The organism is Kineococcus haloalkalitolerans, from assembly GCF_050871905.1.
In the GTDB taxonomy this organism is placed as follows: Bacteria; Actinomycetota; Actinomycetes; order Actinomycetales; family Kineococcaceae; genus Kineococcus.
On the sequence record NZ_JBJLSH010000045.1, the window covers coordinates 1 to 21,898 of the forward strand.

General features: G+C 77.6%; 19 protein-coding genes and 1 tRNA gene. 17 read left to right on the forward strand and 3 right to left on the reverse strand.

The window, feature by feature from the left end; genetic code table 11:
• Positions 1 to 208: 208 nt before the first annotated feature.
• From obgE to ACRYMY_RS16020, 4 genes are read left to right on the forward strand one after another with little or no spacing between them, the layout of a single operon-like run.
• Positions 209 to 1,774, forward strand: a complete 1,566-nt coding sequence (gene obgE / locus ACRYMY_RS16005) for a GTPase ObgE (protein ID WP_432548224.1) — start codon at positions 209 to 211, stop codon at positions 1,772 to 1,774.
• The gene (gene proB / locus ACRYMY_RS16010; RefSeq protein WP_432548225.1) at positions 1,771 to 2,916 is read left to right on the forward strand and encodes a glutamate 5-kinase; all 1,146 of its coding nucleotides are present in this window, start codon (positions 1,771 to 1,773) and stop codon (positions 2,914 to 2,916) included. Before obgE ends, proB begins: the two co-directional genes overlap by 4 nt.
• Positions 2,917 to 2,931: 15 nt before the next feature.
• Positions 2,932 to 3,378 (forward strand): hypothetical protein, encoded by a 447-nt coding sequence (locus tag ACRYMY_RS16015; RefSeq protein ID WP_432548226.1) that lies wholly within the window; start codon positions 2,932 to 2,934, stop codon positions 3,376 to 3,378.
• A gap of 39 nt (positions 3,379 to 3,417) precedes the next feature.
• Positions 3,418 to 4,755: a glutamate-5-semialdehyde dehydrogenase gene (locus ACRYMY_RS16020; RefSeq protein WP_432548227.1), complete on the forward strand. Its 1,338-nt coding sequence runs from the start codon at positions 3,418 to 3,420 to the stop codon at positions 4,753 to 4,755.
• A 6-nt stretch (positions 4,756 to 4,761) separates the two neighbouring features.
• Here ACRYMY_RS16020 and ACRYMY_RS16025 read toward each other — a convergent pair whose 3' ends face one another.
• A complete protein-coding gene (locus tag ACRYMY_RS16025; protein WP_432548228.1) occupies positions 4,762 to 5,772 on the reverse strand; it encodes a glycosyltransferase family 2 protein in 1,011 nt (336 codons plus the stop codon).
• A 117-nt stretch (positions 5,773 to 5,889) separates the two neighbouring features.
• Between ACRYMY_RS16025 and ACRYMY_RS16030 the strand changes: the two genes are divergently transcribed.
• The 5 genes from ACRYMY_RS16030 (at position 5,890) to ACRYMY_RS16050 (ending at position 8,001) form a co-directional block, all read left to right on the forward strand.
• On the forward strand, positions 5,890 to 6,048 hold the full coding sequence (locus tag ACRYMY_RS16030) for a hypothetical protein (protein WP_432548252.1): 159 nt from the start codon (positions 5,890 to 5,892) through the stop codon (positions 6,046 to 6,048).
• Positions 6,045 to 6,716 (forward strand): nicotinate-nucleotide adenylyltransferase, encoded by a 672-nt coding sequence (gene nadD, locus ACRYMY_RS16035; RefSeq protein ID WP_432548253.1) that lies wholly within the window; start codon positions 6,045 to 6,047, stop codon positions 6,714 to 6,716. The genes ACRYMY_RS16030 and nadD overlap by 4 nt, the downstream gene beginning before the upstream one ends.
• Before the next feature lie 76 nt (positions 6,717 to 6,792).
• Entirely contained in the window at positions 6,793 to 7,182 is a 390-nt protein-coding gene (gene rsfS / locus ACRYMY_RS16040) for a ribosome silencing factor (protein WP_432548229.1), read from the forward strand.
• Positions 7,179 to 7,814 carry a histidine phosphatase family protein gene (locus ACRYMY_RS16045; protein WP_432548230.1) on the forward strand — a complete coding sequence of 212 codons (636 nt, stop codon included), beginning with the start codon at positions 7,179 to 7,181 and terminating at the stop codon, positions 7,812 to 7,814. The genes rsfS and ACRYMY_RS16045 overlap by 4 nt, the downstream gene beginning before the upstream one ends.
• 114 nt (positions 7,815 to 7,928) lie before the next feature.
• Positions 7,929 to 8,001, forward strand: a tRNA-Ala gene (locus ACRYMY_RS16050).
• 91 nt (positions 8,002 to 8,092) lie between these two features.
• Here the strand turns inward: ACRYMY_RS16050 and ACRYMY_RS16055 are convergent.
• Positions 8,093 to 9,124 carry an LLM class flavin-dependent oxidoreductase gene (locus ACRYMY_RS16055; protein WP_432548231.1) on the reverse strand — a complete coding sequence of 344 codons (1,032 nt, stop codon included), beginning with the start codon at positions 9,122 to 9,124 and terminating at the stop codon, positions 8,093 to 8,095.
• On the opposite strand from ACRYMY_RS16055, the gene ACRYMY_RS16060 reads away from it, so the two are divergent.
• From ACRYMY_RS16060 to leuS, 3 genes are all read left to right on the forward strand, one after another.
• A complete protein-coding gene (locus ACRYMY_RS16060; protein ID WP_432548232.1) occupies positions 9,114 to 10,055 on the forward strand; it encodes a shikimate 5-dehydrogenase in 942 nt (313 codons plus the stop codon). The genes ACRYMY_RS16055 and ACRYMY_RS16060 overlap by 11 nt on opposite strands.
• Positions 10,056 to 10,123: 68 nt before the next feature.
• On the forward strand, positions 10,124 to 10,963 hold the full coding sequence (locus ACRYMY_RS16065; protein ID WP_432548233.1) for a diguanylate cyclase domain-containing protein: 840 nt from the start codon (positions 10,124 to 10,126) through the stop codon (positions 10,961 to 10,963).
• 256 nt (positions 10,964 to 11,219) lie between these two features.
• Positions 11,220 to 13,754, forward strand: coding sequence for a leucine--tRNA ligase (gene leuS / locus ACRYMY_RS16070; RefSeq protein WP_432548234.1), 2,535 nt, complete (start codon positions 11,220 to 11,222; stop codon positions 13,752 to 13,754).
• Positions 13,755 to 13,818: 64 nt separating this feature from the next.
• Here the strand turns inward: leuS and ACRYMY_RS16075 are convergent, their stop codons facing one another.
• A complete protein-coding gene (locus ACRYMY_RS16075; RefSeq protein WP_432548235.1) occupies positions 13,819 to 16,065 on the reverse strand; it encodes a glycoside hydrolase family 3 C-terminal domain-containing protein in 2,247 nt (748 codons plus the stop codon).
• A gap of 47 nt (positions 16,066 to 16,112) precedes the next feature.
• Here ACRYMY_RS16075 and ACRYMY_RS16080 point away from each other — a divergent pair, with 47 nt between their 5' ends.
• From ACRYMY_RS16080 to ACRYMY_RS16100, 5 genes are all read left to right on the forward strand, one after another.
• The gene (locus ACRYMY_RS16080; RefSeq protein ID WP_432548236.1) at positions 16,113 to 16,724 is read left to right on the forward strand and encodes a TetR/AcrR family transcriptional regulator; all 612 of its coding nucleotides are present in this window, start codon (positions 16,113 to 16,115) and stop codon (positions 16,722 to 16,724) included.
• A gap of 10 nt (positions 16,725 to 16,734) precedes the next feature.
• On the forward strand, positions 16,735 to 17,775 hold the full coding sequence (locus ACRYMY_RS16085) for a GmrSD restriction endonuclease domain-containing protein (RefSeq protein ID WP_432548237.1): 1,041 nt from the start codon (positions 16,735 to 16,737) through the stop codon (positions 17,773 to 17,775).
• Between the two features lie 97 nt (positions 17,776 to 17,872).
• On the forward strand, positions 17,873 to 18,805 hold the full coding sequence (locus ACRYMY_RS16090) for a ComEA family DNA-binding protein (protein ID WP_432548238.1): 933 nt from the start codon (positions 17,873 to 17,875) through the stop codon (positions 18,803 to 18,805).
• Positions 18,802 to 21,270 (forward strand): ComEC/Rec2 family competence protein, encoded by a 2,469-nt coding sequence (locus tag ACRYMY_RS16095; RefSeq protein WP_432548239.1) that lies wholly within the window; start codon positions 18,802 to 18,804, stop codon positions 21,268 to 21,270. Before ACRYMY_RS16090 ends, ACRYMY_RS16095 begins: the two co-directional genes overlap by 4 nt.
• A 172-nt stretch (positions 21,271 to 21,442) precedes the next feature.
• Positions 21,443 to 21,880, forward strand: coding sequence for a DoxX family protein (locus tag ACRYMY_RS16100; RefSeq protein WP_432548240.1), 438 nt, complete (start codon positions 21,443 to 21,445; stop codon positions 21,878 to 21,880).
• Positions 21,881 to 21,898: the final 18 nt, after the last annotated feature.

A 21,898-nucleotide genomic window follows, 5' to 3' on the forward strand; every position in this document is an offset into this window, starting at 1 on the left:
GGGGGGGGGGGGGGGGGTGGGGGGGGGGGGCCGCGGGGGGGGGGTTGTGTTTTTGGTGGGGGGGGGGGGGGTGGGGTCGCGCCGGGGGGGGGGGGGGGGGGGGGGGGGGCCCCCCCCCCCCCCCCCCCCCCCCCCCTCCTCGCGTTCCACCCCGGCCCCGCCGGGCCGCGCACCACCGCGCACCACCGCAGGACCCCAGGAGGAACCCATGTCCGCCACGTTCGTCGACCGCGTCGTGCTGCACGCCGCGGGGGGTGACGGCGGCAACGGCTGCGCCTCCGTGCACCGCGAGAAGTTCAAGCCCCTCGGCGGCCCCGACGGCGGCAACGGCGGCCGCGGCGGCGACGTCGTCCTCGAGGTCGACCCCCAGGTCACGACGCTGCTGGACCTGCACCGCCGCCCGCACCGCCACGCCGGCTCCGGCCGCTTCGGGATGGGCGGGCACCGCAACGGCGCCGAGGGCGAGGACCTCGTCATCGGCGTGCCCGACGGCACCGTCGTGCGCACCCCCGACGGCGACGTCCTGGCCGACCTCGTCGGGCCGGGCACCCGCTTCACCGTGGCCGCCGGCGGCCGCGGCGGCCTCGGCAACGCCGCGCTGGCCTCGCCGCGCCGCAAGGCGCCCGGCTTCGCCCTGCTCGGCGAGCCGGGGGACTCCCGCGACGTCGTGCTGGAGGTCAAGACCCTCGCCGACATCGCCCTCGTCGGCTTCCCCAGCGCCGGCAAGTCCAGCCTGGTCGCCGCGCTGTCCGCCGCCCGGCCCAAGATCGCCGACTACCCGTTCACCACCCTGGTGCCCAACCTGGGCGTCGTCGAGGCCGGCGACGTGCGCTTCACCGTCGCCGACGTGCCCGGCCTGATCCCCGGCGCCAGCCAGGGCCGCGGCCTGGGCCTGGACTTCCTGCGCCACGTCGAGCGCTGCGTGGCGCTCGTGCACGTCCTGGACGGCGCGGCCCTGGAGACCGACCGCGACCCGGTCGGGGACTTGGAGGCCATCGAGGCCGAGCTGGCCGCCTACCGCGTCGACGACGGCACCGTCCCCCTGCAGGACCGCCCGCGCCTGGTCGTGATCAACAAGGCCGACGTGCCCGACGCGCGCGACCTGGCCGACATCGTGCGCGCCGACCTGGAGCGGCGCGGCGCGCCCGTCTTCGTCGTGTCCGCCGTGGCCCGCACGGGCCTGCGCGAGCTGTCCTTCGCGATGGCCGAGCTCGTCGCGGCCGCCCGCGCGCAGGCCCCCGAGGCCGTGCCCACGCGCATCGTGCTGTCCCCGCCCGCCGTGGACGAGGCCGGCTTCAGCGTCGAGCGCGAGGAGGACGCCGACGGCGTCCGCTTCCGGGTGCGCGGGGAGAAGCCGCGCCGCTGGGTGCGCCAGACCGACTTCACCAACGACGAGGCCGTCGGCTACCTCGCCGACCGGCTGGCCCGCCTGGGTGTGGAGGACGAGCTGTTCAAGGCCGGCGCCACCCCCGGCGCCGAGGTCGTCATCGGCGCCGAGGACGACGCGGTCGTCTTCGACTGGGAGCCGACGATGGTCGCCGGCGCCGAGGTCCTCGGCCAGCGCGGCAGCGACGTCCGGCTCGAGGAGAGCAACCGCCCGACGCGCGCCACCAAGCGCCAGGAGGAGCGCGACCGGCGCGCCGGACGGGCCGCGGCCCGCGCCGAGCTGGAGGCCGAGCGCCTGGCCGGGCACTGGACCGCCGACGACCCCAGCGGCGCGGCCGACGCACCGGCGGGCGACGCGGCGGCCGAGCGCGACCGCGACGACCGGTGAGCACCGCGCGCGGCGGCGGCCGGGAGGTGCTGGGCACCGCCCGCCGCGTCGTGGTCAAGGTCGGCTCCTCCTCGCTGACCACCGCGGGCGGCGGGCTGGACGCCGCCCGCCTGGACGACCTCGTCGACGTCCTGGCCGCCCGGCGCCTGGCCGGCAGCGACGTCGTGCTCGTCTCCTCCGGCGCCATCGCCGCCGGCCTGGCCCCGCTCGGCCTGGCCAAGCGCCCGCGCGACCTGGCCAGCCAGCAGGCCGCCGCCAGCGTCGGGCAGGGGCTCCTGGTCGCCGAGTACGCGCGCGCCTTCGCCCGCGCCGGGCTGACCGTCGGGCAGGTGCTGCTGACCGCCGACGACGTCGTGCGGCGCACCCACTACGGCAACGCCCAGCGCACGCTGGAGCGGCTCCTCGTGCTCGGCGTGCTGCCGGTGGTCAACGAGAACGACACCGTCGCCACCCACGAGATCCGCTTCGGCGACAACGACCGGCTCGCCGCGCTCGTGGCGCACCTCGTGCGCGCGGACGCCCTCGTCCTGCTCTCCGACGTCGACGCCCTCTACGACGGCCCGCCCTCGCGGCCGGGCGCGCGCCGGGTGCCGCTGGTGCGCGGGCCCGGCGACCTGGCCGGTGTGACGGTGGGCAGCGCGGGGGCCGCCGGAGTCGGCACCGGCGGCATGACGACGAAGGTGGAGGCCGCGCAGATCGCGGTGTCCGCCGGGGTGCCCGCGCTGGTGACGTCGGCGGCGCTGGCCGGCGACGCGCTGGCCGGCGCCGACGTCGGCACCTGGTTCCCCGTGCCGCGCGAGGGGGGCCGGCGCAGCACCCGCCAGCTGTGGCTGGCGCACGCCGCCGCGCCCGCCGGGCGCCTCGTGCTCGACGACGGGGCCGTGCGCGCGGTGCGCGAGCGGCGCTCCTCCCTGCTGCCGGCGGGGGTCACGGCCGTGGTCGGCGCCTTCGGGGCGGGCGACCCCGTCGACCTCGTCGACGGAAACGGGGACGCGCTGGCGCGCGGGCTGGTGAACTACTCCTCGGAGGAGCTGCCGGACATGCTCGGCCGGTCGACGCGCGAGCTCGCCCGGCGGTGGGGCCCGGCGTACGAGCGCGAGGTGGTCCACCGCGACCACCTGGTGCTGCTGGGCAGGGCCTGAGCGGAGGGCGGCGGGGTGCCGGAGGCGGTGCGCGACGTGGCGGACGAGGGGTCCGGCGACCGCGACGGGAGGGGCTCCGGTCCGCCACCGCTGTGGTCGGTGACCCTCACCGTCGCCGGGGCGGGCACGGACCCGCGCGCGGTCCGCGCCGGGCTGGACCGCCTCCTGGCGCAGTCGCCGTTCCTGTCCAGCGTGCGCTACAGCGGCGAGCGGGCGGAGCTGCGCTACTGGGACGAGGCCGAGGACGTCGACGACGCCGCCGCGATGGCGCTGCGCCTGTGGTCCGAGCACCGCGGCAGCGCCGACCTGCCCGACTGGTCGGTCGTCGGCGTGGAGGTCGTCGACCGCGCCACCGTGGAGCACCGGGCCGCCCAGCGCAGCGGGGGCCGCTGGCGCCCGGCCCGCCGCGCCCGCCCCGGCCAGGCGCCCGTGGAGCTGGTGGGGGACATCGCCCCCTGGTGAGCCGCCCACGCGCCGGGGCGTCCCGCGTAGCCTGGGGGCATGACGCTGCTCGCCGACGGCACCCCGGACAGCACCCAGCACACCGCCCCGGGGACCCCGGGGACGCCCGGGGACCTCGCGGAGCAGGTCCTGGCCACCTGCCGGCGCGCCAAGGCCGCCTCCCGCCCGCTGCGCACGGCGACCCGCGCGGCCAAGGACGCCGCGCTCCTCGCGGTCGCCGACGCCCTCGAGGCCGCCACCGGCCGCGTCCTGGCCGCCAACGCCCGCGACCTCGACCGCGGGAGGCGGGCCGGCACCTCCCCGCACCTGCTGGACCGCCTGATGCTCGACGAGTCGCGGATCGCCGCGATCGCCGCGGCCGTGCGCGAGGTCGCCGCCCTGCCGGACCCGGTGGGGGAGGTCGTGCGCGGCTCGACACTGCCCAACGGGCTGCGGCTGCGCCAGCTGCGGGTGCCGATGGGCGTGCTCGGCGTCGTCTACGAGGCGCGCCCCAACGTCACCGTCGACGTGGCCGTCCTGGCCCTCAAGAGCGGCAACGCCGTCGTCCTGCGCGGCGGGTCGGCGGCCGCGGACACCAACGCGGTCCTCGTCGAGGTGCTGCGCGAGGCCCTGGAGGCCTCCGGCCTGCCGGCCGACGCGGTCACCAGCGTCGACGAGCACGGCCGCGACGGGGTGGGCGTCCTGCTGCGCGCGCGCGGGCTGGTGGACCTGCTCGTGCCGCGCGGGGGCGCCGACCTCATCCAGCGGGTCGTGCGCGAGGCCACCGTGCCGGTCATCGAGACGGGCGTGGGCAACTGCCACGTCTACGTGGACGCCTCCGCCGACCCCGAGCAGGCGGTCCGGGTGGTCCTGGACGCCAAGACGTCACGGCCCAGCGTCTGCAACGCCGCCGAGACGGTCCTGGTGCACGAGGCGCTGGCCGCGGACCTCCTGCCGACGCTGCTGGGCGCGCTGCACGCCGCCGGTGTCGTCCTGCACGCCGACGAGGCGGCGCTGGCCGCCGCGCGGGCGGCCGGGCTGCCGGCCGTACCGGTCACCGACGAGGACTGGGCGGCGGAGTACCACGGCCTCGAGATCGCCGTGGGCGTCGTCGCGGACGTGGAGGAGGCCGTGGAGCACATCGCCCGTTGGTCCTCCCAGCACACCGAGGCCGTCCTGGCCACCGACGTGCGCGTCACCGAGCGCTTCCTGGCGTCCGTCGACGCGGCCGCCGTGGCCGTCAACGCCTCCACGCGCTTCACCGACGGCGGGGAGTTCGGGCTGGGCGCCGAGGTGGGCATCTCCACCCAGAAGCTGCACGCGCGCGGGCCGATGGGCCTGGCCGAGCTGACGACGACGACGTGGCAGGTCCTCGGCGACGGGCACGTGCGCGGCTGAGCGCCCTCAGCCGACCGGCCGGTCGTCGCGCTCGTCGTCGAGGCTGTCGCGCGCGACGAGGTACGCCGGCCGGCCCTGGGCGGCCACGTGCAGCCGGCCGACGTACTCGCCCAGCACCCCCAGGCACAGCAGCTGCAGGGTGCCCGTGACGGTGACCGCGACGACCGTGGAGGTCCACCCGGGCGTGGTGGACCCGAAGGCCCACGAGCCCAGCGCGTACAGCAGCAGCAGCGCGCTGACCAGCGCCCCGCCCAGCCCGAACAGCGTCGCCAGCCGCAGGGGGGCGGTGCTGGAGCCGGTGATGGCGTCCAGGGACAGCCGCAGCATCCGCCGCAGCGGGTACCGGGTGCGCCCGGCGGCCCGCGCGCCGCGCGCGTAGGTCACCTCGGCCGCCGGGAAGCCCAGCTCCGGCACCACCAGGCGCAGGACGCGGTGCTGCTCGGGCAGGCGCAGCACGGTGTCCACGACCTCCCGGCTCGTCCAGCGGAAGTCACCGGCCTGCGCGGGCCCGGTGCCGCCCAGGCGCCGCAGCAGGCCGTAGAACAGGGCCGCGGTCGCGCGCTTGAGCAGCGGGTCCACCGAACGGTCGGCCCGCACGGCGTACACGACGTCGGCGCCGCGGCCGGCCTCCAGCAGCAGCGGCAGGACCTCCGGGGGGTCCTGCAGGTCGGCGTCCATCGTCACGACGCCGCGCCGCCCGCGGGCGCGCGCCAGGCCCGCCGACAGAGCCGCCTGGTGCCCGGCGTTGGTCCGCAGGCGCACCACCCGCAGCTGCGGCCACGACCGGCGCAGCCGGGCCAGGACCGCGGGCGTGGCATCGGTGCTGCCGTCGTCGACGACGAGCACCTCGTAGCCGGCCAGGCCGGCGGCGTCCAGGACGGGACGCAGCCGCTCGACCAGCCGGGGCAGCACCTCGGCCTCCTGGTAGGCGGGCACCACCACGCTCACCTCGACGCCGGGGTCACCGGGGTCACCGGGGTCGCCCGGGACGCCGGGCTCAGCGGGGCTGGCGGGCACGCGCCGATCCTGCCGCACGCCGCGGCGCGGGCCCGGCCGCTGCCGCCCCGCGCGCGCCGTGGCAGACTCCTCCGGTGCGGTGCGAGGGTCGCCGCGCCGAGGAGGAGGACGCCCACCATGCTGCTCGCCCTGGCCGCCGAGGTCGCCAACCAGTCCGAGGAGCACGCCGGGTCGCTGCCGGTGCCGCCCATCGCCTTCGGCATCGTCGCCATCTGCATCCTCATGTCCATGCTGCTGGTCACCTGGGCCTTCCGCAGCGTCGGGCAGCGGCACTGACCTCGCCCCCGGGCGCCGCCCGGCCCCGCCTGGGGGTCATGGGCGGCACCTTCGACCCGGTCCACCACGGCCACCTCGTGGCCGCCAGCGAGGTCGCGGCCCGCTTCGGCCTCGACGAGGTCGTCTTCGTGCCCACCGGCAAGCCGTGGCAGAAGTCGCGGCGGGACATCGCGCCCGCCGAGCACCGCTACCTCATGACGGTCATCGCCACGGCCTCGAACCCGCGGTTCACCGTCTCGCGCATCGACATCGAGCGCGGCGGCTTCACCTACACCATCGACACGCTGCGCGAGCTGGCCGAGCAGCGCCCCGGGCACGACCTGTACTTCATCACCGGCGCGGACGCCCTGGCGCAGATCCTGCAGTGGAAGGACGTCGCCGAGCTCTGGTCGCTGGCGCACTTCGTCGGCGTCACCCGGCCCGGCCACCCCCTCAGCGACGACGGGCTGCCGATGGAGCACGTCAGCCTGCTGGAGGTCCCGGCGCTGGCGATCTCCTCCACGGACTGCCGCCGCCGCGTCGCCGCGGGGCTGCCCGTCTGGTACCTGGTCCCCGACGGGGTCGTGCAGCACATCAGCAAGCACGGCCTGTACGCGCGCCCGGACGGTGCGCCCGACGCGGGTGCCGTCGCGGGCGGGCCGGGTCCCGGCGCGCCCGTGGGAGACTGAGGGGCCGGGCGCCGCAGCGACCGGCGCACCACACGTCGTCGACCGGGCCGTGGGCCCGGGCCAGGAGTGAGTCCCCGTGCCCGCAACCGAGCGCGCCCTCGAGCTCGTGAGGACGGCGGCAGCGGCCGCCGTCGAGAAGCTCGCCACCGACGTCGTCGCCCTCGACGTCTCCGACCAGCTGTTCATCACCGACGCCTTCGTGCTGGCCTCGGCGCCCAACGAGCGGCAGGTCCGCTCCATCGCCGAGGCCGTGGAGGAGCAGCTCCTGCCGCTGGGCGCCAAGCCGGTGCGCCGCGAGGGGGAGCGCGAGGGCCGCTGGGTCCTGCTCGACTTCATCGACGTCGTCGTGCACGTCCAGCACGCCGAGGAGCGCGAGTACTACGCGCTGGAGCGGCTGTGGAAGGACTGCCCGCCCATCGAGCTGCCCGCACCCGCCGGGGCGGCGGACGGGGCTGCGGCGGAGTGAGCGCCGCGCGCGTCGTCCTGTGGCGTCACGGGCGCACCCGCGCCAACGCCGAGCAGCGCTTCCAGGGCCAGCTCGACGTCCCCCTGGACGACGTGGGTCGCGCGCAGGTCGTCGCGGCGGCCGCCGAGCTGGCGGCGCTGGAGCCGACGGCGCTGGTCACCTCCGACCTGTCGCGCGCGGCGGACACCGCGGCCGCGCTGGCCGCGGTGACCGGGTTGCCGGCGCTGCCGGACCCGGCGCTGCGGGAGGTGCACGCCGGCGCCTGGCAGGGTCTGCTGCACACCGAGATCACCGCGCGCTGGCCGGAGACCTACGCCGCCTGGCGGCGCGGGGACGACGTGCGCATCGGCGACACGGGGGAGACCCGCGCGGAGGTCGCGCGCCGCGCGGCCGGCGCGGTCGAGCGGCACGCGGCCGCGGTCCCCGACGGCGGCACCCTCGTCGTCGCCGCCCACGGGGCCGCGCTCAAGGGCGCCGTGCTGCAGCTGCTCGGTCTGGCCGTCACCGGCTGGTCGGTGCTGGCCGGCTTCCGCAACGCCCACTGGGCGGTCCTCGTGCCGGTCGGCGGCGGCTGGTCGCTGGCCGAGTACAACGTCGGCCCGCCCGGCGGGGGCGTCGGCGCGGAGGGGTGAGGACGGGGGTCCGCACGACCCCCGCGGACCTCCGGCGCGGGGTGGTGCGGAGGACCCGTCCGAGTGGTCTATGCTGGATCTCGTCGCCGCGGGTGAACAGCCGGTGGACGATGCGGGGCTGTGGCGCAGCTGGTAGCGCACCTCCATGGCATGGAGGGGGTCAGGGGTTCGAGTCCCCTCAGCTCCACCCGCACGACGAGGGGCCCGGTCGCGATCCGCGACCGGGCCCCTCGTGCGTCCGGCCCGGCACCCCGCGGGGGCCGGGCCGGACGGCGCCGTCAGCCGCGGCGCTCCCAGCCGATCGCCGGGGCGACGTGCTCGACGATGGTGGACAGCATCCGCGCGTTGAAGTCCACGCCGAGCTGGTTGGGCACCGTCAGCAGCAGCGTGTCGGCCTCGCGCACGGCCGCGTCCTTGGCCAGCTGCTCGGCGATGACGTCGGGCTCGCCGACGTAGCTGCGCCCGAAGCGGGCCAGCTCCACGCCGCCGACGTAGCCGACCTGGTCGCGGGAGTCCTGCTCGGCGCGGGCGCCGAAGTACCAGCGGTCCTCGTCGGTGGTGATGGGCAGCACGCTGCGGCTGACCGACACCCGCGGCTCGTGCCGGTGCCCGGCCTCGGTCCAGGCCCTGCGGAAGCCCTCGATCTGCTCGGCCTGCAGCTCGTCGAAGGGCACGCCGGTGTCCTCGGTGAGCAGCGTGGAGCTCATGAGGTTCATGCCCTCGCGCCCGGCCCAGCGGGCCGTCTCGCGGGTGCCGGAGCCCCACCACACGCGCTCGGACAGGCCGGGCGACTGCGGCGTCACCTTCAGCCGGGCGGAGGTGCCCGCCGTGCGCGGGTCGGCCTCGGCCAGCCCGGCGCCGGCGATGGCGGCCCGGAACAGCTCGGTGTGCGCGCGGGCCATGTCGGCGCCCGTGGTGCCCTCGGCCGGCACGTACCCGAAGGTCGCGGGGCCGTCCAGCGCCGGCTCCGGTGACCCCCGGCTCACGCCGAGCTGGAGCCTGCCGCCGGACAGCAGGTCCACCTGGGCGGCCTCCTCGGCCATGTACAGGGGGTTCTCGTAGCGCATGTCGATCACGCCGGTGCCGATCTCGATGCGCTCGGTGCGCGCCGCCACCGCGGCCAGCACCGGGAAGGGCGCGGCCTGCTGGCGCGCGAAGTGGTGCACGCGCACGAACGCGCCGTCGACCCCGAGCTCCTCGGCGGCGACCGCGAGCTCGACCGTCTGCAGCAGGGCGTCGCGCGCCGTGCGCGTCCGCGACCCCGGGGCGGGGGTCCAGTTGCCGAAGGAGAGGAACCCGATGCGCTTCACGGACGGTTTAACTTTCAACATCCCGCGGGTGTTCCCGGCCGGCCCGCACCAGGCGGTAGCGTCGCGCGCCGTGCACCTCGAGGACGCCCTGAGCAAGGACACCCGGCTCTGCATCTCCCTGTCGGGACGACCCAGCGACCTGGGCACCCGCTTCCACAACTACCTGTACGCCGAGCTGGGGCTGGACTTCGTCTACAAGGCGTTCACCACGACCGACGTCGCGGCCGCCGTCGCCGGCGTCCGCGCGCTCGGGATCCGCGGGTGCGGGGTGTCGATGCCCTTCAAGGAGGCCGTCCTGCCGCTGGTGGACGAGGTCGAGGCGTCCGCGGCCGCCATCGGCTCGGTCAACACCATCGTCAACACCGACGGCCACCTCGTGGCCGCCAACACCGACTACCTGGCCGTGGCCGCCCTGCTGCGCGAGCGCGGCGTGCCGGACGGGGCCGACGCCGTCGTCCTCGGCAGCGGCGGCATGGCCAAGGCGTGCGTGGCGGTCCTGCGCGAGGGCGACCGGCGCGACGTCACGGTCGTGGCGCGCAACGAGACCACCGGCCGGGCGCTCGCGGACGCCTACGACGCCCGCTGGGCGCCGGGCGCGGGCGACCTGCGCCCGGCGGTGCTCGTCAACGCCACGCCCGTCGGCATGGCCGGCGGGCCGGAGGAGGGCGAGCTGCCCGTGCCGCGGGAGGTCGTCGAGGCGGCCGCCACGGTCCTGGAGGTCGTCGCCGTGCCCGAACGCACCCCGCTCGTGCGGCTGGCGCAGGAGCTGGGCCGCGACGTCGTCACCGGGGTCGAGGTCGCCGCGCTGCAGGCCGCCGAGCAGTTCGCCCGCTACACCGGCGTGCGGCCCACGGCCGACCAGGTGCGCCGGGCCTCGGCCTTCTCCCGGCGCACCCCGCCCGGGCGCCGGCCCGAACCGCACCCCGCCTGAGCCCACCCGCGCGGCGGATCACCCGACCGCCGCATCCAGCCGAGCCCCGCGGGCGCCGATGCGCCCGTGTGAGCACCTCCCCAGCGCCCCGCCCCCGGGCCACCCCCGACGCGCGGGCCCGCACCGCGGGCCTGTTCGCCCTGCCCCTGGCCGGGGCGGCCGTCGTGGGCGCGACCGCCTGGCTCGCCCCCGGTGCGGTGCTGGCGGTGACCGCCGTGGTCGCCGTGCTGGCCGCGGCGGCCGCCGCCGGGCTCGTCCTGGCGGACGCGCGGCGCGGCCGCCTCGCCGCCGAGCAGGCCGTCGAGCACCTGCTGGCCGCCCTCGACGAGGCCCGCGGCGCCGCCGTCAGCGACGAGGCCACCGCGCTGCTCAACCGCCGCGGCCTGGTCCTCGTGGCCCAGCAGGTCCTGGCCGCCGCCCGCCGCTCCGGCGGGGCGGTGCACGGCTGCGTCGTCGAGGTGACCCCCGCCGTGCGGCTGGGCGCCCGCCCGAGCGAGGAGGACGTGGCCGCGCAGCGGCTGGAGGAGTGGCGGGCCACCGCCGCGGCCCTGCGCGCGGCCACGCGCGCCACCGACGTGGTCGCCCGCGAGGACGAGGGCCGCTTCCTCGTCGTCGGGCCCGGCGCCGGGCTGCACGCGCAGGAGCTGGAGCGCCGCGTGCGGGTCGGCCTGGCGCAGGGGCGGCTGGAGGCCGGCGGGCAGCGCTCGGCGCGGCTGGCGGTCGAGGTGGGCGTCGCGGTCCTGGCCCCCTGGGACGAGGGCGGCGTGGAGGACCTGCTGCTGGCCGCCGACCAGGCGCTGCAGCAGCGCCGGGCCCTGCGCCGCAGCAGCCCGGTGCACGGCTGGGGCCGCCGCCGCGGCGACCGCTCGGGCGAGCCGTCCGGCGACCGCCCCGGCGAGGCCGGCTGACGCCCGACCACGCCCGACCACGCCCGACCACGCCCGACCACGCCCGACCACGCCCGACCACGCCCGACCGCGCCCCGCCCGGGCGGGCGCTAGGCTGGTGGGGTGCTGACGCGCCGACTCCTCCTCGGACCGCGCTGACGGCTGCCACGAGCAGCGCCGGCGCGGAACCCCTCCACGTGCGAGGGGTTCTTCCACGTCGGGGGCGTTTTCCGAGGACGTCGGGCAGCGGGCGCGCAGGCCGCACCGGGAGGACGAGATGACGAGCACGCACGAGGGCACCGGTCAGCGCACCGCGCCGCCCGAGGAGCAGGCCGAGCGCTACGACGCGTTCGCCCTGCAGGAGAAGTGGCTGCCGGTGTGGGACGAGCTGAAGCCGTTCCGCAGCGGCGCGCCCGGCGACGACCGGCCGAAGAAGTACGTGCTCGACATGTTCCCCTACCCCTCCGGCGACCTGCACATGGGTCACGCCGAGGCGTACGCGCTGGGCGACGTCATCGCGCGGTACTGGGTGCAGCGCGGGTACGACGTCATGCACCCCATCGGCTGGGACGCCTTCGGCCTGCCGGCGGAGAACGCCGCCATCAAGCGCGGCCTGGACCCGCGGGCGTGGACGTACGACAACATCGCCCAGCAGCGGGCGTCGATGCGCCGCTACGCGTGCTCCTTCGACTGGGACCGCGTCCTGCACACCTCCGACCCCGAGTACTACAAGTGGAACCAGTGGCTGTTCCTCAAGCTGTACGAGCGGGGCCTGGCCTACCGCAAGGACTCGCTGGTCAACTGGGACCCGGTCGACCAGACGGTGCTGGCCAACGAGCAGGTGCTGCCCGACGGCACGTCGGAGCGCTCGGGCGCGAAGGTCGTCAAGAAGAAGCTGACCCAGTGGTACTTCCGCATCACCGAGTACGCGGACCGGCTGCTGGACGACCTGGACCGCCTCGAGGGTCAGTGGCCCTCCAAGGTGATCAGCATGCAGCGCAACTGGATCGGGCGCTCGCACGGCGCCGAGGTGGTCTTCGCGATCGAGGGCCGCGACGAGCCCGTCACCGTCTACACCACGCGCCCGGACACCCTGCACGGTGCGACGTTCATGGTGGTGGCCGCCGACTCCGACCTGGCCGCGGAACTGGCCGCCGACGCCGAGCCGGACGTGCGGGCGGCGTTCGAGGAGTACCGCACCCGCGTGCAGGAGACCGCCGAGATCGACCGGCTGGCCACCGACCGCGAGAAGACCGGCGTGCCGCTGGGCCGGTACGCCGTGAACCCGGTCAACGGCGAGCGGCTGCCGATCTGGGCCGCGGACTACGTGCTGGCCGACTACGGCACCGGCGCCATCATGGCCGTGCCCGCCCACGACCAGCGCGACCTGGACTTCGCCCGCGCCTTCGGCCTGCCCGTGCGGGTGGTCGTCGACGTGCGCGACGCCGACGGGAACCCGCTGCCGGACCCCGCGGAGTCCGGGGAGGCGACCGCCGGCGACGGCGTCCTGGTGAACTCCGGCGAGCTGGACGGCCTGCGCAAGGAGGAGGCCGTCGGCCGCGCCGTGGAGCTGCTGGCCGAGCGCGGCACCGGCCGGGCAGCGAAGAATTACCGGCTGCGCGACTGGCTGATCTCCCGTCAGCGGTACTGGGGCACGCCCATCCCCGTCGTGCACACCGCCACCGGCGAGGTGCCCGTGCCCGAGGAGCAGCTGCCGGTGCTGCTGCCCGACAGCGCGGGGCTGAACCTCACGCCCAAGGGCACCTCCCCGCTGGGGGCCGCCGAGGAGTGGGTGAACGTGCCCAGCCCGGTCGACGGGACGCCGGCGCGCCGCGACCCGGACACGATGGACACCTTCGTCGACTCCTCCTGGTACTTCCTGCGGTTCGTCTCCCCGCAGGACGACGCGCAGGCCTTCGACCGCGACCTCATCGCGCAGTGGGGCCCGGTGGACCAGTACGTCGGCGGCGTGACCCACGCGATCCTGCACCTGCTGTACGCGCGGTTCATCACCAAGGTCCTGCACGACATGGGGTACCTGCCCTTCGACGAGCCGTTCACGCGGCTGCTGAACCAGGGCATGGTCCTCATGGAGGGCTCGGCGATGAGCAAGTCCAAGGGGAACATCGTCCGGCTCTCGGACCAGCTGGAGGAGCACGGCGTGGACGCCGTCCGCCTCACCATGGCGTTCGCCGGCCCGCCGGAGGACGACATCGACTGGGCGGACGTGTCGCCGTCCGGGTCGGCGAAGTTCCTGGGCCGCGCCTGGCGGCTGGCCCGTGACGTCACCTCGCCGGCCGGCGCGGACCCGGCCACCGGGGACGCGGCCCTGCGCGCGGTGACCCACCGCACGCTGCACGACGTGGCCGGGCACGTGGAGGCGTACCGGTTCAACGTGGCCGTCGCCCGTGTCATGGAGCTGGTCAACGCCACCCGCAAGGTCGTCGACACCGGCGCCGGGCCGGGCGACCCGGCGGTGCGCGAGGCCGTCGAGGCCGTCGCGGTGGTGCTGAGCCTTTTCGCCCCGTACACCGCCGAGGACATGTGGTCGCTGCTGGGCCACGAGCCCGGGGTGGCGCGCGCCGGCTGGCCGGCCGTCGACGAGGCCCTGCTGGTGCAGGACACCGTCACGTGCGTCGTGCAGGTCAAGGGCAAGGTCCGCGACCGCCTGGAGGTGTCCCCGGACATCACCGAGGACGCGCTGCGCGAGCTGGCGCTGGCCAGCGAGAAGGTGCGCGCGGCGATCGGTGACGCGGCGCTGCGCACGGTGGTCGTGCGTGCGCCGAAGCTCGTCAACATCGTGCCCGCCTGACGGCGAGCGCGGGACGGGCCGGCACCCCCGCGGGGGTGCCGGCCCGTCGCGCGTGCGGGGCCCCTCAGCCCGCGGCCAGCGCCGGCAGGTCCTCCTCGGCCAGCGGGAACCCCGGGAACCGGGTGAGGCGCACCAGGGGGATGGCGCGCATCATCTGCCCGTGCGCGGGGTCGGCGAGCATCCGCGCCCACTCCCCGTCGCCGAGGACCTCGCGCAGCCGCGGACCGGCGACCGGGTGGGCCAGCCAGTCGCCGGCCTCGGAGTCCGGCGCCAGCGCCACGGGCACGTCGTCGCCGTCGAGCACCACGACGGTGCGCTGGCGCACGTCGCGCGAGGACGCGCCCACGCGCACCTCGAACTCCCCGCCCTCGACGACGAACCGGCCGGCGCCGGTGTGCCAGAACGCGAACGCGCGCCGCTCCAGGTGCACGACGACGTCGGCGGCCTCGCCCGGCGCGAGCGTGGTGCGGGCGAAACCCGCCAGCTCCTGCTCGGGTCGGTACACGCTGCACGCGGGGTCGCGCACGTACACCTGCACGGTCTCGGTCCCGGCGCGCCCGCCGGTGTTGGTGACGGTGACGCTGACGTCCAGGCCGCCGTCGGCGGCGGGCGCGGTGCGCAGGTCGGTGTGCGAGAACGTCGTGTACGACAGGCCGTGGCCGAAGGCGTGCGCCACCGGCAGGGCGTGCGCGTCGTACCAGCGGTAGCCGATGAGCAGGCCCTCGCCGTAGCGCACGTGCCCCGCCTCGCCGGGGAAGTTGCCGATCGTGGGGGTGTCCTCGTACCGCACGGGCACCGTCTCGGCCAGGCGCCCCGAGGGGTTCGCCGCGCCCGTGAGCAGGTCGGCGGTCGCCCCGCCGCCGGCCTGGCCGGGCAGCCACGTCTCCAGCAGCGCGCGGGTGCGGGCCTGCCACGGTTCCAGCTCCACGACGGCCCCGTTGGACAGGACGACCACGACCTCGGGGTTGGCGTCGGCGACCCGATCCAGCAGGGCCAGCTGCGCGGCCGGCAGCCGCAGGTGCTCGCGGTCGTAGCCCTCGGACTCGTGGTGGGCGGGCAGGCCCAGGAACAGCACGACGACCTCGGCGCGGCGGGCGGTCTCGACGGCCTCGACGGCCAGCGCCTCGTCCAGCTCCTCGCTCGCCGGGTCGTAGCCGGCGGCGAACAGCACCTCGCGCGCGCCGTCGAACGCGGTGCGCAGCGCGCCCAGCGCGTCGTCGAGCCGGGTGGGGTTCACCTGCGAGGACCCGGCGCCCTGGTAGCGGGGCGTGCGGGCGGGCTCGCCGACGACGGCGACCGGCCCGCCGGTGGCGGCCAGCGGCAGGACCCCGTCGTTGCGCAGCAGGACGGCGCCGGCGGTGGCGGCCTCGCGGGCCAGCGCGTGGTGGGCGTCGGCGTCGAACCCGGCGCCCGTGCCCAGCGCGGGGCGGGCGCGCTCGACGAGCTCCAGCACCCGGCGGACGCACACGTCGACCTCGGCCTCGGTGAGGGTGCCGTCGGCGACGGCCGCCAGGACCCGGCGGGTGCCGACGCCGCCGGAGGAGGGCATCTCCAGGTCCAGCCCGGCGCGCACGGCGGCGGCGCGGTCGTCCACGGCGCCCCAGTCGGAGACCACCAGGCCCTCGAAACCCCAGTCGCCGCGCAGCACGTCGGTCAGCAGCCACGGGTCCTGCGAGGCGTAGACACCGTTGATGCGGTTGTAGGAGCACATGACCGTCCACGGCTGCGCGGTGCGCACGACCCGCTCGAAGGCGGGGAAGTAGACCTCGCGCAGCGTGCGCTCGTCGACGTCGGCGGAGATCGTCATCCGCTGCGTCTCCTGGTTGTTGGCGGCGAAGTGCTTCAGCGACGTGCCGACGCCGCGGCTCTGCACGCCGCGCACGAGCGCCGCCGCCAGCTCCCCGGCCAGGCGGGGGTCCTCGGAGAAGTACTCGAAGTTGCGCCCGCACAGCGGGGTCCGCTTCATGTTGACGCCCGGCCCGAGCAGGACGGCGACGTCCTCGGCGCGGCACTCCTCGCCCAGCGCCCGCCCGATGCGCTCCAGCAGGTCCGGGTCCCAGGAGGAGGCCAGCGCCGCCGCGGGCGGGAAGCAGGTCGCGGGGACGCTGTCGGACAGCCCGAGGTGGTCACCGCCCTCGCGCTGCTTGCGCAGGCCGTGCGGGCCGTCGGTGACCATCACCGCGGGGATCCCGAGGCGCTCGACGGCCTGCGTGCGCCAGAAGTCGGAGCCGTCGAGGAGGGAGGCCTTCTCCTCCAGGGTCAGCTGCCGCAGCAGCTCGTCCGCGCGGTCGCGGGGGGCGTCGTCGCTCATGCCGGGGAGGCTAGCCCGAAAGCCGACCACGTGGTAGGTGTTCACCGGTGACCAGCAGGGGCGACGGCTACGCCAAGGGACGCGCGCGCCGCGAGCTGATCCTCGACGAGGCCGTCCGCCTCTTCGGCGAGGTCGGCTACCGCGGCGCCTCGCTGCGCGAGCTCGCCCAGCGCTGCGGGCTGTCCCACCCCGGCCTGCTGCACCACGTCGGCGACAAGCAGTCCCTCCTGCTGGCCGTCCTCGCCCGCCGCGACGAGCTCGCCGCCGCCGGGCTGGGGACCGGGGACAGGCTGGACGCCCTCGTGGAGCTGGTGCGCCGCAACGCGGACCAGCGGGCCGTCGTCGAGCTGTTCACCGTCCTGTCCGCCGAGGCCACCGCGCCCGACCACCCCGCGCACGCCTTCTTCGCCGCGCGCTACCGGCGCACCGTCGACGAGCTCGCGGCGGCCTTCGCCGACGCCGGGCACCCCGGCCCGCGCCCGGCCGCCCGCCGCCTCGTCGCCCTCCTCGACGGCCTGCAGGTGCAGTGGCTGCTCGAGCCCGACGACGTCGACATGGCCGCCGAGGTGCGCCGGCACCTCGACACCGAGCTCGCCGCCGCCCGTCTCGCCGGTGGGGGAGGCGACGGCCGGGGGCACGGGCACGGGGAGCAGGGGTGAGGATGGCGACGTGACGTCCCGACCGCGCGCCGCCGCGCTGGCGCTCGCCGCCGCCCTGCTGGCCGGCTGCGCGCCGGGCGGGCAGGGCGGGAGCGAGGGGTCCGCGGACCCCCCGCCGCCGTCGGCGTCGTCCTCCGCGCCGTCGACGTCCGCGCCGGTCACCCCGGCGCCGTCCACCCCGCCGCCCACGGGCGAGGCCGGCGACGCCCTGGCGGTGCTGGCGACCCTGCCGGTCAAGGGCCGCGCCCCGCGCGCCGGGTACGACCGCGAGCGCTTCGGCCCGGCGTGGGCCGACGTCGACGGCAACGGCTGCGACACCCGCAACGACGTCCTGCAGCGCGACCTCGCGACGTTCGTCGTGCGCCCCGGCTCGCAGGGCTGCGTCGTGGCCTCCGGCGAGCTGCGCGACCCCTACTCCGGCCGCACCATCGCCTTCGAGCGCGGCCCGGACACCAGCTCCGCGGTGCAGGTCGACCACGTCGTCGCGCTCTCGGACGCCTGGCAGACGGGCGCGCAGGCGTGGGACACCGCCGAGCGGACCGCCTTCGCCAACGACCCGCTGAACCTCCTGGCCGTCGACGGCCCCCTCAACCAGGCCAAGGGCGACGCCGACGCGGCCACCTGGCTGCCGCCGGTGCGCTCCTTCCGCTGCCCCTACGTGGCGCGCCAGATCGCGGTGAAGGCGTCCTACGGGCTGTGGGTCAAGCCCGCCGAGCGCGACGCGATGGCCGAGGTCCTCGCCGGCTGCCCCGGCGAGCCGCTGCCCGAGGCGGGCGTGCCGCCGGTCCTCGACCCCGGCGCCGAACCGCCCGCCGACCTCGACGAGCGCGGTCCCGCCGAACCCGACGGTCCCGTGCCCGACGGTCCCGATCCCGAGGTCCTCCCCCCGGAGGACCAGGCGGAGGCGCCGCTGCCGCCCGAGCCGGACGACGAGGTCTTCTTCGAGAACTGCGCCGCCGCGCGCGCCGCGGGCGCCGCCCCGCTGCGCGCCGGTGGGCCCGGCTACGCCGCCCGCCTGGACCGCGACGGCGACGGCGTCGCCTGCGAGTGAGGACCGAGGGGTCCACAGGCGGGGCGCCCGCGCGGCCGTCCACAGCGGCCGGCTGAGGACGGCGGCCGGGCGTCGCCCGCCACCTAGCGTCCGCCGCGTGCCCGCCCCGACCTCCCGCCGCGCCGAGCGCGACCGCGCGGTGGCGCGGGCGCGTGCCCTGGCCGCCCGGCAGCTGTCCGCGCCCCCCGTGCGGGACGACGTCCTCACGGGCGGGGCCGCGGACCCCGGTGGGCCCGAGGGGGACACCCGGCCGCGGCACCGGGCGGGCCTCGGGCCCCTCGGCGAGGAGCTGCGGCAGCGGGTGGCCGACCGGCTGCCGCCGGGCCTGCGGGCCGTGCGGTGGCGGGTCTCGCGCCCGGCCGTCGCCGGCGCCCTCGCGCTCGCCCTGCTCGTCGTGGCCGCCACCGCGTGGTGGACCTGGCAACGTTGGCCGGAGCCCGGCGCGGCGCCGGGGGCGGTCGCCGGCGAGGCGGTCCCCGCCCGCACGGCCGTCGCCGTCCCGGAGACCGTCGCGCCCGCCGCGGACCCGGGCGCGGCGCAGGGGGAGCCGCCCGTCGCCGGGGAGCCGGCCGCGGCGCCCACCGGTGTCGTCGTCGTGCACGTGGCCGGGCGGGTGGCCGCGCCGGGGGTCGTGACCCTCGCCGCGGGCAGCCGGGTCGCCGACGCCCTCGCGGCGGCCGGCGGCGCCGCCGCGGACGCGGACCTCGACCGCCTCAACCTGGCCCGCCCCCTCGTCGACGGCGAGCAGGTCCTCGTGCCGGCGCCCGGCGAGGTCCTCCCGCCCGCGCCGGGCGCACCCGCGGCGACCGCCGCCGGGGCCGCGCCCGCGGCGGTCGGCGGCCCGCTGGACCTCAACACCGCCACCGAGGCGGACCTCGACGACCTGCCCGGTGTCGGCGAGGTGCTCGCCGGACGGATCGTCGCCTGGCGCCAGGAGCACGGCCGGTTCACCAGCGTCGACGAGCTGGCCGAGGTGCACGGCATCGGCCCCAAGGTCCTCGACGGGCTGCGGGACCTGGTGACCGCGTGAGCGCGGCCGGTACCGCCACCCGGACCTCCGCCGCGGCGGGGACCGGTGCCGCGGCGCTCCCGCCGGTCCTGGACCTGCGGCTGCTCCTGCCCGCCGTCCTCGCCTGGGCGGCCGCCTGGTGGGCGCTGACCCGCCCCGTGCCCGACCAGGCCGTCGCGGTGGCCGTCGCCTGCCTGGCGCTCGCCGTGGCGCTGACCGCGTCCGTGCGCCGCCGCCGCGGCACCGCGGCCCTGCTGGCCGCCACGGCGGTCGCGACCGTCCTCGCCGCCGGCCTGGCGCACAGCGCGCTCGCCCGCACCGGCCCGGTGGCCGAGCTGGCCGCCCAGCGCGCGGCGGTGCAGGTGGTGGCCGAGCCCCGCGGCGACCCCCGGCGCGTGGGACCGTCCCGGCCCGGCGGCCCCGAGCGCGTCGTCGTGGACGTCCTCGTGCGGGAGGTCACCGGCCGCGGGCGCACCCGCGCTGCGCGCACCCCCGTGCTCGTCTTCGCCGACGCCGCCGACTGGACGCGGGCGCCCACCGGCGCGCGCGTGCGGCTGACCGGCCGCCTGGCCCCCGCCGACCCCGGCGACCGGGCCGTCGCCCTGCTGACCTCCACCGCACCGCCGGCGCCCGTCACGCCCGCCGGGACGGCGCAGCGGGTCGCCGAGGACCTGCGCGCCGGGCTGCGGCGGGCGTGCGCCGGGCTGCCCGCCGACGCCCGCGGCCTGCTGCCCGGCCTCGTCGTGGGCGACACCTCCGCGCTGCCCGCCGACCTGGAGGAGGCGATGCGGGCCGTGGGGCTGACCCACCTGACCGCCGTCAGCGGTTCCAACACCACGCTGGTCGTGGGGGCGGTCGTCCTCGTCGCGTCCTGGCTGGGCCTGGGTCGCCGGGCGCGGCTGGTGGCCGGCGGCGCGGGGCTGGCCGGCTTCGTCGTCCTGGCCCGCCCCGAGCCCAGCGTCCTGCGCGCGGCGGTCATGGGGTCGGTGGGCCTGGTGGGCCTGCTGGCCGGGCGACCGACGCGCGGTGCCGGGGTCCTGTGCGCGGCGGTGCTCGTGCTCCTCGTCGTCGACCCGCACCTGGCCCGCTCGTACGGGTTCGCCCTGTCCGTGCTGGCCACCGCCGGACTGCTCGTCCTGGCCCGGCCGTGGGCGGCCTGGCTCGCCGGGCGGGGGCTGCCGCGCTGGCTGGCGCTGGCGGTGGCCGTGCCCGCGGCCGCGCAGGCCGCCTGCGGGCCGGTCGTGGTGCTCCTGCAGCCGGCGGTCAACCCGGTGACCGTTCCCGCCAACGTCCTCGTCGCCCCGGCCGTGGCCCCGGCCACCGTGCTCGGCCTGCTCGTCACCCTCGTGGCCGCCGTCGCCCCGGCGCCCGCGGCGCTCCTCGCGCACGTCGCGGGTCTGCCCGTGCGCTGGACCGCCGCCGTGGCCCGCGCCGGCGCGCAGCTGCCCTCCGCGGTCGCCGTGCCCACCGGCCTGCCCGGCGCCCTCGCGGTGACCCTCGGCACCGTCGCCCTGCTCGCGGCCGTCGCCCTGCTGCCGCGCTGGTGGCGCTCCCCGCACCGCGGGCGGTGGGCGGCGGCGCTGGTCGCGGCCGCGCTGCTCGTCGTCGCCGTCGCCCGGTGCGGTCCGCCGGCGCTGCGCCCCGGCGGGTCGTGGCCCGCCGCCGACTGGCTGGTCGTCGGCTGCGACGTCGGCCAGGGCGACGCGGTCGTGCTGCGGACCGGGGAGCGCTCCGCCGCGCTCGTGGACGCCGGGCCGGACGCCGAGCTCGTCGACGGCTGCCTGGACCGCCTCGGGGTCGACCGCCTCGACCTCGTGGTGCTCAGCCACCCGCACGCCGACCACGTCGCCGGCCTGTCCGGGGCGCTGCGCGGCCGCGACGTGGGCGCGGTCTGGGTCTCGCCCCTGGAGGACGGCGAGACGTCCGCGCAGGTCGCGCGGACCGCGGCCGCGGCGGGCCTGCGGCCCCGGGCCGTCAGCGCGGGGGAGCGGACGCAGGTCGGCGACGTCACGCTCACCGTCCTGGCGCCCACGCCCGGCGTGGCGGACCTGACGTCCCCGGACTCCTCGGAGGTCAACGACGCCAGCGTCGTCCTGCTCGCCGAGTTCGCCGGGACGCGGGTGCTGCTGACCGGCGACCTCGAACCGGCCGGGCAGGCCCGCCTGCTGCGGACGCTGCCGCGCTGGCCCGGCGGCGCGGACGTGGACGTCGTCAAGGTCGCCCACCACGGCTCCCCGCGCCAGGACCCCGCCCTGTACGCGGCGGTGCGCCCGCGGGTGGCGCTCGTGGAGGTGGGGGAGGGCAACGACTACGGCCACCCCGCGCCCGAGACCCTCGCCCTGCTCGGTGCGACCGGCGCGCGCGTCCTGCGCACCGACCGCGACGGGGACGTCGCCGTCGCGGGCACCGCCACCGCGCTGCGCACCCTGGTGCGCGGCTCCGACCCCGCCGACGCCGCCCGCCGCGCCCGGCACACCGCGGGGTGAGCGGGGTGACAGCTCATCCGCGCGGCTGTTAGCGTCGCCAACAGTTGAAGCTGCAAATTCATCGCCCGGGGTGACGTCCGGTCACCGCCCAGGCACCGGTGCACCCCGCGTGGACCCGCGCAGCTCGACGCGTCCGGACCTCCCCGACCCGCCCGACCGAGAGGACACCCGCATGAACCTGCCCGCACCCGTCCGCGACCTGGCCCTCCTGCTGACCCGCGTCGCCGTCGGCGCCGTCTTCGTCGCCCACGGCTGGCAGAAGCTGTCCACCAACGGCATCGAGGGCACCGCGGCGTTCTTCGACTCGGTGGGGATCCCCGCCGCGACCGCCGCCGCCTGGTTCTCCGCCCTCGTCGAGCTGGTCGGCGGCGCGGCCCTCGTCGTCGGCCTCGCCGTCCCCGTCGCCGGGCTGCTCCTGCTGGTGAACATGGTCGGCGCCTTCGCCTTCGTCCACGCCGGCTCCGGCCTCTTCGTCGACCAGGGCGGCTACGAGCTCGTCCTCGTGCTCGGCGCCGTCAGCCTCCTGCTGGCCGTCGTGGGCGCCGGGCGGTACAGCCTCGACCACCTCGTGCTCGGCCGTCGCCGCACCGGCGAGCGCGTGCCCGCCTGAGGCACCGCGACGGGACCG